The organism is Micromonospora humidisoli (assembly GCF_016900955.1).
GTDB classification, from domain to species: domain Bacteria; phylum Actinomycetota; class Actinomycetes; order Mycobacteriales; family Micromonosporaceae; genus Micromonospora; species Micromonospora wenchangensis.
Window position 1 is genome coordinate 614,920 of record NZ_JAFEUO010000005.1, and the last position, 13,413, is coordinate 628,332.

The 13,413-nt window shown below is 73.6% G+C and carries 15 protein-coding genes; 1 reads left to right on the top strand and 14 read right to left on the bottom strand.

The genetic code is table 11. The annotated features are described in order from the left end of the window. Positions 1-198: 198 nt before the first annotated feature. The 6 genes from JQN84_RS21415 to JQN84_RS21440 form a co-directional block, all read right to left on the bottom strand. The gene (locus JQN84_RS21415; RefSeq protein WP_088647439.1) at positions 199-597 is read right to left on the bottom strand and encodes a TraR/DksA family transcriptional regulator; all 399 of its coding nucleotides are present in this window, start codon (positions 595-597) and stop codon (positions 199-201) included. Positions 598-788: 191 nt separating this feature from the next. Then, complete coding sequence (locus tag JQN84_RS21420; protein ID WP_204960276.1) at positions 789-1,457, bottom strand: nucleoside/nucleotide kinase family protein; 669 nt, start codon at positions 1,455-1,457, stop codon at positions 789-791. Between the two features lie 260 nt (positions 1,458-1,717). Next, the gene (locus JQN84_RS21425) at positions 1,718-2,326 is read right to left on the bottom strand and encodes a winged helix-turn-helix domain-containing protein (protein ID WP_204960277.1); all 609 of its coding nucleotides are present in this window, start codon (positions 2,324-2,326) and stop codon (positions 1,718-1,720) included. Between the two features lie 284 nt (positions 2,327-2,610). Next, entirely contained in the window at positions 2,611-3,201 is a 591-nt protein-coding gene (locus JQN84_RS21430; RefSeq protein WP_204960278.1) for a winged helix-turn-helix domain-containing protein, read from the bottom strand. A 51-nt stretch (positions 3,202-3,252) separates the two neighbouring features. Then, complete coding sequence (locus JQN84_RS21435) at positions 3,253-3,744, bottom strand: rhodanese-like domain-containing protein (protein ID WP_204960279.1); 492 nt, start codon at positions 3,742-3,744, stop codon at positions 3,253-3,255. 56 nt (positions 3,745-3,800) lie between these two features. Next, a complete protein-coding gene (locus JQN84_RS21440) occupies positions 3,801-4,253 on the bottom strand; it encodes a cysteine dioxygenase (RefSeq protein ID WP_204960280.1) in 453 nt (150 codons plus the stop codon). Positions 4,254-4,397: 144 nt separating this feature from the next. Here JQN84_RS21440 and JQN84_RS21445 point away from each other — a divergent pair, with 144 nt between their 5' ends. Next, positions 4,398-4,796 (top strand): ankyrin repeat domain-containing protein, encoded by a 399-nt coding sequence (locus JQN84_RS21445; RefSeq protein WP_204960281.1) that lies wholly within the window; start codon positions 4,398-4,400, stop codon positions 4,794-4,796. A 72-nt stretch (positions 4,797-4,868) separates the two neighbouring features. Here JQN84_RS21445 and JQN84_RS21450 read toward each other — a convergent pair whose 3' ends face one another. The 8 genes from JQN84_RS21450 to JQN84_RS21485 form a co-directional block, all read right to left on the bottom strand. After that, entirely contained in the window at positions 4,869-5,639 is a 771-nt protein-coding gene (locus tag JQN84_RS21450) for a class I SAM-dependent methyltransferase (protein WP_204960282.1), read from the bottom strand. 111 nt (positions 5,640-5,750) lie between these two features. Next, positions 5,751-6,254, bottom strand: a complete 504-nt coding sequence (locus JQN84_RS21455) for a DUF2231 domain-containing protein (RefSeq protein ID WP_204960283.1) — start codon at positions 6,252-6,254, stop codon at positions 5,751-5,753. Between the two features lie 214 nt (positions 6,255-6,468). After that, the gene (locus JQN84_RS21460; protein WP_204960284.1) at positions 6,469-7,209 is read right to left on the bottom strand and encodes a GAF and ANTAR domain-containing protein; all 741 of its coding nucleotides are present in this window, start codon (positions 7,207-7,209) and stop codon (positions 6,469-6,471) included. Between the two features lie 177 nt (positions 7,210-7,386). Continuing rightward, positions 7,387-9,678: an accessory Sec system translocase SecA2 gene (gene secA2 / locus JQN84_RS21465; RefSeq protein WP_204960285.1), complete on the bottom strand. Its 2,292-nt coding sequence runs from the start codon at positions 9,676-9,678 to the stop codon at positions 7,387-7,389. A 307-nt stretch (positions 9,679-9,985) separates the two neighbouring features. Beyond that, a complete protein-coding gene (locus tag JQN84_RS21470; protein WP_204960286.1) occupies positions 9,986-10,195 on the bottom strand; it encodes a DUF397 domain-containing protein in 210 nt (69 codons plus the stop codon). After that, positions 10,186-10,929 (bottom strand): DUF5753 domain-containing protein, encoded by a 744-nt coding sequence (locus tag JQN84_RS21475; RefSeq protein ID WP_204960350.1) that lies wholly within the window; start codon positions 10,927-10,929, stop codon positions 10,186-10,188. Before JQN84_RS21475 ends, JQN84_RS21470 begins: the two co-directional genes overlap by 10 nt. Positions 10,930-11,065: 136 nt before the next feature. Continuing rightward, positions 11,066-12,154 carry a zinc-dependent alcohol dehydrogenase gene (locus JQN84_RS21480; RefSeq protein ID WP_204960287.1) on the bottom strand — a complete coding sequence of 363 codons (1,089 nt, stop codon included), beginning with the start codon at positions 12,152-12,154 and terminating at the stop codon, positions 11,066-11,068. After that, positions 12,147-13,181 carry a Gfo/Idh/MocA family protein gene (locus JQN84_RS21485; RefSeq protein WP_204960288.1) on the bottom strand — a complete coding sequence of 345 codons (1,035 nt, stop codon included), beginning with the start codon at positions 13,179-13,181 and terminating at the stop codon, positions 12,147-12,149. Before JQN84_RS21485 ends, JQN84_RS21480 begins: the two co-directional genes overlap by 8 nt. Positions 13,182-13,413 lie beyond the last annotated feature (232 nt).

The following is a 13,413-nucleotide window of genomic DNA, read 5'->3' on the forward strand; positions in this document are numbered from 1 at the left end:
GCTCCGGCCGCGGGCGCGGCCGGCACCGTCGAGGCTGCCCGTCAGTCGGGTGAGCCGCCCTCACCCGGCCGGGGTGAGGTACGGCCGCCTGGTCACCGGGCCGATGTGACGGCATCGCCACGCGGGGATGCCGCTACACCGACTCCCCGGAGTCGATCAGCGGTGCGGGTTGGGCGTGGTGGCCGGTCGGCTGCCGGGTCAGGCGGCCCGCCGCTCCCGGGTCTGCTTGCAGCCGACGCAGGAGGTGGCGGACGGGAAGATCTCCAGCCGCTCCACCGGGATGGGCGCGGTGCAGCCCTCACAGAAGCCGTAGGTGCCCTCGTCCAGCCGGGTCAGCGCGTGCTCGAACTGGGCCCGTCGGTCGAGGATGGTGCGCAGCAGGGACTGGGCGGTGTCCCGCTCGGCGGTCTTGGTGCCGCTGTCGGCCTGGTCGTCGCCGGCGGTGTCACCGACCTCCACCAGCCGCAGCACCTGGCTCTGCGCGACCGCCTGCTCGTACTCCGCGGACAGCTCGTCGTAGCGGGCCCGCAGGGACGCCCGGATCTGGTCGGCCTCCGCCGTGGTGCGGGCGGTACCGACGGTGTCGTGGACGAGCATCGCTGCCTGCCTTTCCTGGGACCGGCGCGACCTGAGGGCACGCTCCGGGCTCGGCGGGCACGGTGAGATCATCCGTGCCGTGTGAGTCCGGCGATTACCCACCGGCACGTCCCGTCAAACCACCGGTTCCGTCACCGTCGTGGCGGGCGTACCGGGCCCTCCCACCGGCCCGTCCCGCCGGCACGGCGGCTTCAGCCGGCCCCGTCGGTCCGTTGCACCAGGGCCGGGTGCCGGGGGTCGTCGACGCGCACGACCACGTCGGCGAAGGACTGCGGGGCGACCTCGTCGGCGTACCTGGCGAAGGCGGGCAGGGTCCACCGCTGCGCCGGATCGGTACGCCGGGCCAGCGCGGCCGGCGAGAGCACCAGGTGCACGGCGACGTCGAACGGCAGTCCCCCGCCGAGCAGGAGCGCCCCGCTGACCAGCAGCACCGTGCCGGGTGACAGCTCCCGGTAGGCCGCCCGGCTGGCCCGGTCGGTCCGGGCGTCCCACAGTGAGGGCAGCACCCGTCCGGTACCGCCGGGACCTGCCGGGTCGAGCACCTCCCGGCGCAGGCCGGCCTCGTCGATCCAGCCCTCGTAGTAGGCGTCGGGGTTGGTCCGGCCGAACTCGAAGCGGACGGAGGCGGGCCGCAGGAAGTCCCCGGCGCGCAGGTGCAACGCCGGGCGGCCCCCGGCGCGCAGCGGGTCGACCAGCGCGGCGGCGAGCCCGTCCGGGGCGGCGGCGGGGGGACCGTCCACCGCGACCCGCAGGTGGGCCGGCGGCGTGGCCCCGTCGACGGTCGGCCCGGACGCGACCGTGAGGAGCCGTTCGGTCAGCTCGGCGACGAGCCGGTCGGGTGAGATCGGACGGACACGCATCCGACCATCGTGCCCCGTCGGCCGACGACCGACCCCGGCGCACCCGCGGCGGTGTCCGCCCGGACACCTGTCGGGTCGTCGTGCCGGGCCCACCGTCGACCCGGACGCCGGTCCGGTCGACGGGACTCGGGGCGAGAAAATTCTTGCCCGACGGTGGCTCCGGGAGTGGATGAACCCGCTCGTGGCCGGCGCACGGCACGACGCACGCGGTCCGGTGGGGCTGCCCGACGGCGGGCGGTGGCGGCGGCGGGCCCGACGGGTCAGCCGGTGCGGTCGACGGTGACCCGGGCGTCGTCGGCGAGCCGGTAGCCCACCCCGTAGACCGTGGTGACCAACGGGACGTCGACGCCGACCTTGCCGCGCAGCCGACGCACGTGCACGTCCACCGTGCGCACCCCGGCGTGCTCGTAGCCCCAGACGGCGTTGAGAAGTTGCAGCCGGGTGAACACCCGACGGGGGTGGGCCACCAGGTGCAGCAGCAGGTCGAACTCCAGCCGGGTCAGCGGCAGCGGCTCGCCGTCGCGCAACACCGACCGGGAGGAGGCCAGGATGTGCAGCATCGGGATGGTGGCGGCGAGGGAACGCCCCGCCGTCCGGCCGGCCGGGACCTGGTCGGGTCGCCGTTCGGCGGGAACCCCGGTGGTGGCGATGGTGCCCTCGCCGCGTTCCAGCATCTCCCGGGCCGCCTCCAGCAACCGGCGGGCCGGCGCGGTGAGTGACTCCTCGCTGGCCAGCGGGATGGAGAGGGTCACGGTGAGCACAGGGGTGGCCGTGGTGGCCGGGCGTCGCTGACCGCCGGGAGGTCGACCGGGGACCGAGGGCTGGGACGTATGCCATCCGGCGCGCGACGATGCGGGGCTGACCGACATGGTCCTCCTTGGGCTGGGTCCGGGTATCTCCCCACGGCCCGGGACGCCGCTGCATCGATGCTTCCCGGCCCCTGGACGAGGGTCAAGGGGCGACCGCGTTGCATGAATGTGACAATTGACGAACAGTTCGCAGCCGATCCCTCGCTCTGCGTACGAGCCAGATGATTACAGCAGAAGCGTCGAAGTGCCCGGATACGGGGGTGCCCGCCAGTTGGATCACGGCCGGCACGCCGCGACGCACCCGGCTCGGGGCGGGCCGGGTGCGTCAGGGAATGGTCGCAAGGTCAGCGGAACCGGTCGATCCGCACCCTCGCCTCGTCGGCGAGCCGGTAGCCCACCCCGTACACGGTGGTCACCAGCGGGTTGTCCGCGCCGAGCTTGGCGCGCAACCGCCTGATGTGCACGTCCACGGTGCGGGCGACGGCGTGTTCGTAGCCCCAGACGTTGGCGAGCAGTTGCAGCCGGGTGAAGACCCGGTGCGGGTGCTCGGCCAGGAACAGCAGCAGGTCGAACTCGATGCGGGTGAGCGGGATCTCCCGGTCGCCCTGACGCACCACCCGGGTGCCGGCGGAGATCCGCAGGGTCTGCGGGTGTTCGTCGGTCGGCACGGGCTCCCCGGCCACCGGCGCCGGGCGCGGGGCCGGTAGCGACGACAGCAGGCGCGGTGCGGTCGGCTCGCTCAGCCGGACCACCCCCTCCCCCGCCTCGGCCAGTTCGCCGAGCAGGTCGACCAGACGGGCCAGCCGGGGCGTCAGCGGCCCGGCGGTCAGGTCGAGGGTGATGGTCAGCGAGGGCGTGGAGCGGGGCCGACCCGGCACCACCCGGTCGGGACGGCCCGGCGGGTGCGGACGCGCGGTGAGGGCGACGAGGGACATGGGAGCCTCCTGTGTGGCGGTGCGTCCGCCACGCCCGGTGGGGCGCGACGGTCAGTGTGGCGTCCGGCCGGCGGTCACCGGCGGCGCGAAGGACGGGGTGCGGTGCGACGGCGTCGGGCCCAGGGCCGGCAGCCCGGCGATCCGCCAGGCGACGAAGCCACCCACCACGTCGGTGGCCCGGTGCAGGCCGATGTCCTGCAACGCGGCGGCGGCCAGCGACGAGGTGTAACCCTCCTGGCAGATCACCAGCACCGGCAGGTCGTAGTCGACCGCCTCGGGCAGCCGGGCCGGGCACCGTGGGTCGAGCCGCCACTCCAGGACGTTGCGCTCGATCACCAGCGCGCCCGGCACGGTGCCGTGGGCGGCCCGCTGGGCCGCCGGCCGGATGTCGACCATGAGCGCCCCGCTCCGGTGGGCCAGGTGCGCCTGCTCGGGGTCGAGCCGACGCAGTCGGGTACGGGCCTCGGCGAGGATCTCGTCGATGCCGCGGGAACCCGGGGGTGGGGCCGGACAGCTCTCGGTGAGGGTGCAGTGCTGCGGCATCGTCGCGGTCCTTCCATGGGCGAGCCGGCGGGTGGGGGAATCGGGGGCGGGCGGCGTCACCAGGCGACGCCGGCCCGGGCGACCTCGGCGACCCGGAGTCGCCCGTCGACGAGGTGGTAGCGGGTCATGTGACGCAGCGCGGGCAGGTAGACGTGCACGCTGACCGCCGGCTGGTCGCCGCGGTTGGTCACCGTGTGCACGTGCCGGGGGCCGAACCGGCGACCGGACCCGGCGGCGAGGCGGTGCGGACGCAGCCGCCCACCGGAGACCGTCTGCTCGGTCAGCTCACCGGCGACGACCAGGAAGGCGCCCGAGGAACCGCCGTGGTCGTGCAGGTCGGTGCCCTGGCCGGGCAGCCAGCTCAACGCCCAGACCTCGTGGTCTTCGGCCGAGGCGAGCCGGGTGTACCACCGCTGCGTCGGGTCGAACCGCAGTGGCACCGCCCAGGTGGCCGGGTCGGCGTACCGGCCGGCGACGGTGAGCAGGTCGGTGGCGTGGATGCTGGTCATGTCTTCTCCCGTGTGGTGCGTCCCCCGACACTCTAGACTGTAAAGCCTATAGGTTTAGTAGGTAATACCGCATGCTGGGACACGCCTGGCGGCCGCTTCCCGTCACCCGGCGGCGACCGGGGCACGGGCCTCTAGGCTGGGCGGATGACCGAGGAGTTCGACGCCGAGACGCTGGCCTTCGCCCACCGGATGTTCGACCTGGCCCGCGCGGGCGAGGCCACGGAACTCGGCGGCCACGTCGACGCCGGGCTGCCGGTGAACCTGACCAACGACAAGGGCGACACGCTGCTCATCCTGGCCGCCTACCACGCCCGTCCGGAGACCGTCGCCGCCCTGCTGGCCCGGGGCGCCGACCACACCCGGGTCAACGACCGAGGGCAGACCGCGCTCGCCGCGGCGGTGTTCCGGCGAAACACCGACGCGGTACGCGCCCTGCTCGACGCCGGAGCCGACCCCGACCACGGGACCCCGTCGGCGGTGGAGACGGCCCGGTTCTTCGACCTGCCCGAGATGGTCACCCTGCTCACCACCCGCCACGTGTGATCGACCCGCCGGAACCGATGGCGCGCCGTCCCCACGCCGGATGCCCTGGCGTCACCCGCCACCACGGGTCCTTCAGGCGGGCCCGTCGGTCGGCTTGACGGCCTCGATCAGGAAGCGTCGGGAGTGGGCCACGAAAGCGCCCTCGGCACGGATGTGCGCGTGCAGCCGTTCGAGCTGTGGGCGGTACCGGTCGACGTCGAAGTCCGGCACGGTCCAGACCACCTTGCGCAGGAACCAGACCACCGCGCCGACGTCGTGGAACACCGCCCGCAGGGTGGCCTGCTCCAGCCGCGCCACGTGCAGGCCGGCGGTCCGGGCGGCGGCCACCGCCTGCGCGGTGTGCCGGGTGGCCGGCGGCGGCAACGGGCCCAGCACCGCCTCGCTCAGCTCCCGCATGGTGCCGGCGCCGATCTGCTGGGACAGGTAGCGCCCGCCGGGGCGCAGCACCCGAGCGATCTCCGCCCACCCGGTGTCCACCGGATGCCTGCTGGTCACCAGGTCGAAGGCGGCCGCCCGGAACGGCAGCCGGGACCCGGGAGCGATCTGCACCACCCGGGCGCCGACCCGTCGCAGCGTACGCCGGGCGACCGCGACGTTGGGCGGCCACGCTTCGGTGGCGACCAGCAGCGGCGGCGGCTGGGGCAGCTCGGCGAGCACCTCGCCGCCGCCGGTGTCGATGTCCAGCGCGGCCGTGACCGTCGCCATCCGCGCGGCCACCTGACGGGCGTAGCCCCACGGTGGACGCTCCTCGGTGGCCCGACCGTCCAGCCAGCCGAAGCCCCAACCGTCGACGGGGGCGGCGGCGGCCTCGGCGATCAGCTCCGCACAGCTCGGCTCGACCATCCGTCCACCCTGCGGCAGGGCCGTTCGGCACGGCAACCCGTTTACCGCAGGGCGGCGCGGACCCCCGCGACCACCGCCGGACAGCGCGACGGTGGTAGGGGCGGGGCGCGATCAGGGGGCGGGGCGGAGGATCTCCACGGTGGAGCCGGCGGGCACACCGTCGAGGCTGTCGAAGCCGGTGGGCTCGCCTCGGCCGGACTCGAACTGGCGCATCAGCCGGGCACCCAACCCGACGCCCACCGCACCGACGAGCAGCGCGACCAGCTCGGTCACCAGCAGCACCCCGGTCGCACCGCGCTGCGGGGAATCCGCCCGGACCAGGCAGGACAGCAGGAAGAGCGCGGCCATGCCCGCGTTGACCATGTTGAAGGTGACCATGGTGCGACGGTGCGGCCCCGGCCGTACGTCCCACAGATCGATCATGCCGGCCACCCCGGCGAGCCCGGCGGCCACCAGCGCGGCGACCGCCGTCCAGTAGCCGACCTCGCCGAGGAACGCCGGACCGCCCGCCACGTCGGCGAGGTCGAAGACGGTGGCGCTGACGAAGAGCCCGAACGGGAACGTCACCAGCATCGGTTGGATGGGATGCCCCTGCACCCTCAGGCGGCTCTCCATCGTTTCCTCCCCGGAATCGGCTCAGCTCACCGGTCCAGGGTGCTACCCGGGGGTCGCTCCGACGAAACGGTCGGGCCGGGATTCGCGGGTCCGGGGAGAAACGACACCGTCGGCCGCGGGCGTCCGGGAACCAGGGGCGGCGACCTGGCGGCATCCTCACGGGTCGATGCCGCCAGGTCAGCCCGGGTGAGTGGCTCAACCGGACCGGAGACGGTCAGGACTCGCGGGGACGGGAGACCGTGGTGACCAGCCGTTCGGCCACCTCCCGCAGCGGGATGTCCAGCGAGGTCGCGGCGCTGCGCAGCACGTCGAGGGCCTCCGGGGCCGGGCAGCCCCGCTGGGTCATGATCACCCCGACGGCCTGGCCGACGACGTTCTCCCCGAGCAGCGCGCCGTCGCGTTCGCCGGCCCGCTCGGCCCGCCGGGCCCGGTCCCGCACGGCGGCCAGCAGCAACCCCGCGTGCTCGGCGAGCAGCATCGCGGTGAGCTGGTGCCGGGTGCCCAGCGTGCCGGGCCGGCCGGCGTACAGGTTGATCGAGCCGATCGCCCGCTCGTCGACGTCCACCGGGGCGGAGATCACCCCGCGCACGCCGAGCCGGCGGGCGCGGTCGGTCCAGGCCGGCCACCGGTCCTCGACGGTCAGGTCCGCCGCGATGATCATCTCGCGGCGGCGGATGGCGTCCATCGCGGGTGACTCCGCGCCGTGCCCCAGGTCATCCAGCTCGGCCAGCCGGGGGTCCGAAGCGGCCACCCCGGCGGGCTCACCGGCGCGCAGCGCGGTGAAACCGCACCAGAGCGCCCCCGGGACGGCATCCGCGGCGATCCGGACCAGCTCGGTCAGCGCCTCGTCGAAGTCGTCGACCGCGATCAGGCCCGCGGTCAGCTCCCGCAGCAGGGCGGCCGTCTCCAGTACCCCGAGCGTGTCGATGGTCAGCTCCCGCATGTCCAGGTTCACCGGCCTGCGGGCTCCGTCGTACCCCTGCCGACCGGCACCGGCGTCGTTGCCTGTGTCATCGTGATGATCTCTCTCCCGAGTCGTGGGCCCCGGGCTACTACCCTCGCAAAACCGGGTCGAAACCGCGTAAAGGGAACCCCTCCGGCACATCCCGCGCCGGAGGGGTTCCCGGGCCGCTCAGCGGGCGGCGGCGAGCCGACGGCCGACGGAGGCGATCAGCCGGTCCAGTTCCGAGCCGAACGGGTTGTCGTGCACCAGGTACGTCCAGGTGGCGCTGGGCCGCACCAGCTTGGCGGCGTCCGGCTCCCAGTCCTCGGCGAACTCGGTCTCCTCGAAGGTCGCCAGGGTGCGCGTCTCGATCTCGGGGATGAGGTTGGTGAACGCCGGCACCGCCGCCCGGTGGAACTCGTCGAGCGGGTCGAGCCGGCCCAGCGCCCGCAGGTGCACGCCCTCGCGGACCTCGGACAACTCGGCCAGGTGTTCCGCCCAGAGCCGGTCGGTGTGGTAGAGCGCGATGGAGCGGGCCACCCGGGCCAGCAGGTCCTCGTCCATCTCGCCGGCCTTGTCGGGCATCCGGTCGAGCAGCATCAGCGCCGCCACGTCCGAGGTGAGCAGCCGCTCCCGGCGCTCGGCCAGGGCGATCCGCTGCTGCTCGATGACCACGCTGTAGCGCCAGGTGTTGCGGTGGATCTCGTGGTTGACGCCCTCGGCGACCCGCTGGGCGTGCTCCACCGCGTAGTCGACCTGCTCGTCGGTGACCAGACCGTCGGCGTTCATCCGGGGCGAGGCCGGGACGGTGTCGCCGGCGTGCCGCACGACCAGGTCGTCCTCCAGGCTGACGAAGAAGACCGAACCGCCCGGGTCGCCCTGCCGGCCGGCCCGGCCACGCAGCTGGTCGTCGACCCGGCGGCTGTCGTGCCGGCCGCTGCCGATCACGTAGAGGCCGCCGAGTTCGGCGACCCGCTCCTGGTCGACCTGCTCGCTGCCGCCGAGCCGGATATCCACGCCCCGGCCGGCCATCTGGGTGGAGACGGTCACCGCGCCGTACGCGCCGGCCTCGGCGATGATCGCCGCCTCCTCGTCGTCGTTCTTGGCGTTGAGCACCACGCACGGCACCCCGGCAGCCTGGAGGCCGGCGGCGAGCCCCTCGGACTCCTTCACGTCGAGGGTGCCGACCAGCACCGGACGGCCCGCCTCGTGGCAGCGCCGGATCTCGTCGATCAGCGCCTCCTCCTTCTCGGCCCGGGTCGCGTAGATCCGGTCCGGCTCGTCCTCGCGGACGCAGGGGGTGTTCGGCGGGATGACCGCCACCTCCAGGCCGAAGAACTCCCGGAGCTGGTCGCCGACCAGCACCGCGGTCGCCGTCATGCCGCACAGCTTGGGGTAGAGCGCGATGTACGCCTGCACGGCGATGGTGCCCAGCACCTCGCCCTCGGCGGTGGCGTCCAGCCCCTCCTTCGCCTCCACGGCGGCCTGCAGGCCGTCGGGCCAGCGGCGACGCTGGGCGACCCGGCCGCGCATCTCGTCGATCAGCTCCACCGAGCCGTCCCGCACGATGTAGTCGACGTCGCGGTGCAGCAGGGCGTGCGCGTGCAGCGCCACGTTCACCGCGGAGAGCTGGCCGACGTGCTCGGTGTCGTACAGGTCGATGTCGCCGAGCTTGGCTTCGACGGCGGCCAGGCCCTCGGTGGTGAAGGCGACGCTGCGACCGTCCTCGGCGACCGTGTAGTGCCGGCCCTTGCGCAGGCCGCGCACCAGCGCGGCGGAGGCGTGCACCGGGTCCTGTTCGCCGGCGGTCGAGCCGGCCAGCACCATCGGCACCCGGGCCTCGTCGATCAGGATCGAGTCGGCCTCGTCGACGATGGCGGTGGCCAGCGGCGGCTGGACCCGGTCGGCGATGTCGGTGACGAGTTGGTCGCGGAGGAAGTCGAAACCGGCCTCGCTGACCGAGACGTAGGTGACGTCGCAGCCGTACGCCTCCCGCCGCTCGGCCGGGGTGGACGCCTCGTTGACCCAGCCCACGCTCAGCCCGAGCAGCCGGTAGACAGGCGTCATCCACTCGGCGTCCCGGCGGGCCAGGTAGTCGTTGACGGTGAGCACGTGCACCGGGCCGTTGCCCAGCCGGACGTGCCCGTAGGCGGCGACGGTGGCGGTCAGCGTCTTGCCCTCACCGGTGGCCATCTCGGCGACCTTGCCCGACAGCAGCGCCATCGCGCCCAGCAGCTGCACGTCGTACGGCCGCTGGTCGAGGCCCCGGCGGGCGGCCTCGCGGCCGACGGCGCAGATGTCCACGTACTCCGTCGCGGCACCGGCGGCCTCGGTCAGCGCCTCGTCGTCCAGCGCCGACAGCTCGTCCTCGCGCGCGGCGATCCGCGGCAGCAGCTTCTCCAGGGGAGCCAGGTCGACCGTCGTCCCCGGGCGTTGGAGGAACCGGCGGAACCTGCTCTTCAACCGTTGCGACACACCCATGAGCGGCAACGGTACGCGAACCCGGGCGGAAAAGGCTGCCCGGTCCGCACGTTGCGATCCCGCTGTCCGGTTCCCGGCCCATCCGGGCAGGTCAGCGAGGTGCGCCGGCGGCCCACCGGAAGGTGGCGGGCAGCTGGTCGACCGGGACGCAGGCTGACGGTCGTCGATGATCAGCGAAGCCAGCCCCGCGGGCGCGGGGAGGCGGGCGATCGCGCCGCCGGTCGGGCCCGGCGGGCCATCACCGCCGCGTGCGCGGGGATGCAGAATTACCGAGCTGGGGCGCTATAGATCAACTTCCTGGATCACGTCACCGTGCCGCACGAGCCGACTCCCACCGGCTCGCGAAGTCGACGAAGCCACGCCACGCCGCCGGGGCGAACGCGAGCACCCCGCCGTCCCGGTCCTTGGTGTCCCGCACCAGGACGACACCGGGAAGGTTGCCCGCGACCTCGACACAGTTGCCGCCGTTGCCGCCGCTCTTCGTGCTCTTGTGCCACCGCGCAGCGGTCAGGTCCATGATGCAGCCGCTTCTCTCAGGAGACCCAGGGTCCGTCCACGAGGGAGCGCCTCCCCACGGATACGCTCCCACCGCCGCTCAAGGTTAACAAGGTCAGAGGGCTTGTCCAGAATCTGCGCCTGCGCCGGACCATCGACATGCGCCACTCTCGCCCCCTCCGGCAGGTCGGCGATCACGAACGGCCCGTCGAGCCCCGGATAGCTCGGCGCGTCGGCCGGGACGACGTGCAGCTGCACGTTCGGCAGCTCGGCACAGGCGAGAAGGTGCCCGAGCTGGGCCGCCATCAGCGCCCGACTGCCACCGACCCGTCGACGCAGGACGCCCTCGTCCAGGACGGCGACCAGCAGGGGGCTGCGCTCACGGTGCAGGATCGCCTGTCGACCGAGCCGCGCATCGGTCAGCTCGTCCATCGCCTCGGCCGTCAGCGTTCCGCCGGTCAGCGTCGCCCGCGCGTACGCCTCGGTCTGGAGCAGGCCGGGCACCCAGGCAAGTTGAAAGGCCCGTAAGGTGGTGGCTTCCCGCTCGATGTCGACCCAGGGCCGGAACCAGACCGGCTCGCGCCGCTTGACGATGTCCGGCCAGAGGGCATCGACATCTCGCTCCAGCAGTTCTGCGACGGTGGCCCGGTGGCGACTCTGCGGAATGTGCCCAGGATTTGCCCAACGGGCGACGGTCTTCGGATGCAGACCGAGCTTGCCGGCGAGACTCTCGGCCGTGTAGCCCGCCTCGGTGATCGCCTTGGCCTGGCCGCCCCCACCTGCCGCCCCTTCACCGCAGTGATCAAGAGGTTTACGTCAAGAATCCGTTCCACCATGACGTAAACCTCTTGATCACCGGGGCGAGGCGGGCGGGGCGAGGCCGTCGGGATGGTCAGGCGGTGAGGACGACCTGGAGTTCCTGACGGCGACGTTCGGCCAGGTCGGTGAGGAGGGTGGGTGCCTGCGCGAACGGGACCACGGCCGAGACCAGGTGGGTGCGGATCAGGTCGCCGTACCGGCGCAGCAGGTCGATCGTCTCGGCGGAGAGGCGTTCCCGGTCCCAGGTGGGGGCGAGACCCCGGGGCACCCGGCCGATCTGCGCGCAGCGCAGCGACAGCCCGTTGTGGTGGAACTCCTCACCGAGCCGGACGGCGTCCGCGCCGCCCTGGTAGAACGCCAGGTCGATCACGGTGCCCTGGGGGCGCAGCAGGCGCAGCGCCAGGTGCAGCGCCCAGTCCTGACCCCGGCACTGGAACACCACGTCGGCGCCCCGGTCCCCGGCGCTGTGGTGCCACCTGGTCTTGAGCACGACGGCGGGGTCGTCGGCGTCCGGGTCCAGGGTCTCCAGACCGAGTGCCTCGGCGACCTGGCGGCGCTGCGGCGTCGGGTCGACCACCACCACCGAGGCGGCACCGTGCTGCCTGGCGAACAGGGCGGTGAGCAGGGCGACCACGCCGCTGCCGACCACCGCGACCCGTCGGCCGCGCACCCCGTCGCCGAGCGAGCGGACGTCGGTGCCGTACAGGTCGGCGGCGGCGTGCAGCAGCCCGTTGGCGCAGATCGGCCCCATGTGCGCCACGTAGACGCCGAGCAGCGGATCGAGATCGCCGGGCAGCGGCACGAACCGTTCGGCCAGCGGGTCGGCGACGTACCCGGTGCGGTGGCCGTAGGTCATCGCACCGACGGTGCCGACGGCGATCGCCGGGGTGCGGCTCTGCACCACCTCGGCGACCTGCATGTAGCCGAGCCGGGTGACCGGGTACGGCGTGCTGGCCGTCCCGGGCCGGAAGAGGCCGAGGCCGGTGTCGAAGGTGACGTTGAGGTAGGGGTTGGTGCCCTTGACGAAGCTCAGCTCGGTGCCGGCGGAGATGCCGCTGTAGCGGGTCCGCACCCGGATGGTGCCGTCGCGCAGCTCACCGGCCTCCTGTTCGGCCAGCTCGACCCGTCCCGGGCCGCTGACCACCACCACCGTGTCACGCATCGGCGGCCGTGCCCACGGGTGTCGCCGGCACGCCGCCGGCCACCGGCGTGAGCGCGGCCGGGCCGGTGGGCAGGGTGACGGGGCGACCGGTGCGGGCGCTCTGTGCGAGCGCGACCGCCAGTCGTTGGGTGCGCAGCGCCTCCGCGTACGGCACCCGGATGTCGTCGCCGACCCCGGTGACCGCGTCGACGAAGGCCCGGTCGACGGCGCTCCGGGCGGCGTCGGGGTCGGCCGGGAGGTGGCGTTCCCCGTCGGCGTCCCGGACGGTCAGACCGTCCTCGGTCAGCGCCAGGGCCAGCCCGTCGGCGAGGATCTCCAGCCCGGCCCGGTGCTTCCAACCGAGCACGCAGGCGGCGGCGAGGGTGCCCACCGCGCCGGAGGCGAAGCGCAGCGTGGCCGCGGTCACCGAGTCGATGTCGGCGTCGTCGACCGGGGGCGGGTTGCCGTCGCCGTAGGCGGTCACCTCGACGGCCTCGCCGACCAGCGCCCGGGTCAGGTCCAGCACGTGGGCGGCCTGCTCGACCACCGGGCCGCCGGAGCGGTCCCGCACCGGCCACCAGGCCACCGGGGGCACCTTGTCCAGCCAGGCCCCGTTGACCATCCGCACCTGACGGTCGGCGAGCAGTTCCCGGGCCCGCGCCACCACGTGCAGGTAGCGCCAGTGGTGTCCGACGGCGGTGAGCAACCGCCGCTGCTCGACCAGGGCGGCGATCCGTTCGGCGGTGTCCAGGTCGACCGCGACCGGCTTCTCCACGAACATCGGCACCCCGGCGGCGATGACGGCCTCCTCCACCGGCCCGTGGGCGAACGGCGGCACGCAGACGTAGACCGCGTCGGGGCCGGCGGCCAGCAGGTCGTCGACGTCGGCGAAGGCCCGGGTCGAGTGCGTGTCGGCCAGCCGGGCGGCGGCCGACCGGGTCACGTCGGTGACCCCGACCAGTTCGACGTCGGCGAAACTCCCCAGCACACGGGCGTGACGGTGCGCCACCCCACCGGCCCCGACCAGCCCCACCCGACACGTACGCATACCTGGCCCTCTCGACGCGGTCACCACCACCGCGCACAGCACTGCCCCGGCGCGGCGGGGCCAAACCCGGCGGTCACCGCAACACAGCGTTCATCTGCCGGGAACCAGCCGGTGGAGCCGCCGTGATCAAGCTGTTAGGCAATATCCAGTTAACGAATGTGCAGAGACGGGAAAACCAAGTCTGCGTTTTCCGCCATGGATCTGGGGGTTTGCCAGTGCGGGACACAGAACC

Coding starts and splice junctions, on each gene's coding strand:
- secA2 (WP_204960285.1), bottom strand. CDS start 9,678: ATGGGTGTGTCGCAACGGTTGAAGAGCAGGTTCCGCCGGTTCCTCCAA.
- JQN84_RS21415 (WP_088647439.1), bottom strand. CDS start 597: ATGCTCGTCCACGACACCGTCGGTACCGCCCGCACCACGGCGGAGGCC.
- JQN84_RS21480 (WP_204960287.1), bottom strand. CDS start 12,154: ATGCGTGACACGGTGGTGGTGGTCAGCGGCCCGGGACGGGTCGAGCTG.
- JQN84_RS21470 (WP_204960286.1), bottom strand. CDS start 10,195: ATGGACCTGACCGCTGCGCGGTGGCACAAGAGCACGAAGAGCGGCGGC.
- JQN84_RS21425 (WP_204960277.1), bottom strand. CDS start 2,326: ATGTCGGTCAGCCCCGCATCGTCGCGCGCCGGATGGCATACGTCCCAG.
- JQN84_RS21435 (WP_204960279.1), bottom strand. CDS start 3,744: ATGCCGCAGCACTGCACCCTCACCGAGAGCTGTCCGGCCCCACCCCCG.
- JQN84_RS21445 (WP_204960281.1), top strand. CDS start 4,398: ATGACCGAGGAGTTCGACGCCGAGACGCTGGCCTTCGCCCACCGGATG.
- JQN84_RS21430 (WP_204960278.1), bottom strand. CDS start 3,201: ATGTCCCTCGTCGCCCTCACCGCGCGTCCGCACCCGCCGGGCCGTCCC.
- JQN84_RS21450 (WP_204960282.1), bottom strand. CDS start 5,639: ATGGTCGAGCCGAGCTGTGCGGAGCTGATCGCCGAGGCCGCCGCCGCC.
- JQN84_RS21485 (WP_204960288.1), bottom strand. CDS start 13,181: ATGCGTACGTGTCGGGTGGGGCTGGTCGGGGCCGGTGGGGTGGCGCAC.
- JQN84_RS21420 (WP_204960276.1), bottom strand. CDS start 1,457: ATGCGTGTCCGTCCGATCTCACCCGACCGGCTCGTCGCCGAGCTGACC.
- JQN84_RS21440 (WP_204960280.1), bottom strand. CDS start 4,253: ATGACCAGCATCCACGCCACCGACCTGCTCACCGTCGCCGGCCGGTAC.
- JQN84_RS21455 (WP_204960283.1), bottom strand. CDS start 6,254: ATGGAGAGCCGCCTGAGGGTGCAGGGGCATCCCATCCAACCGATGCTG.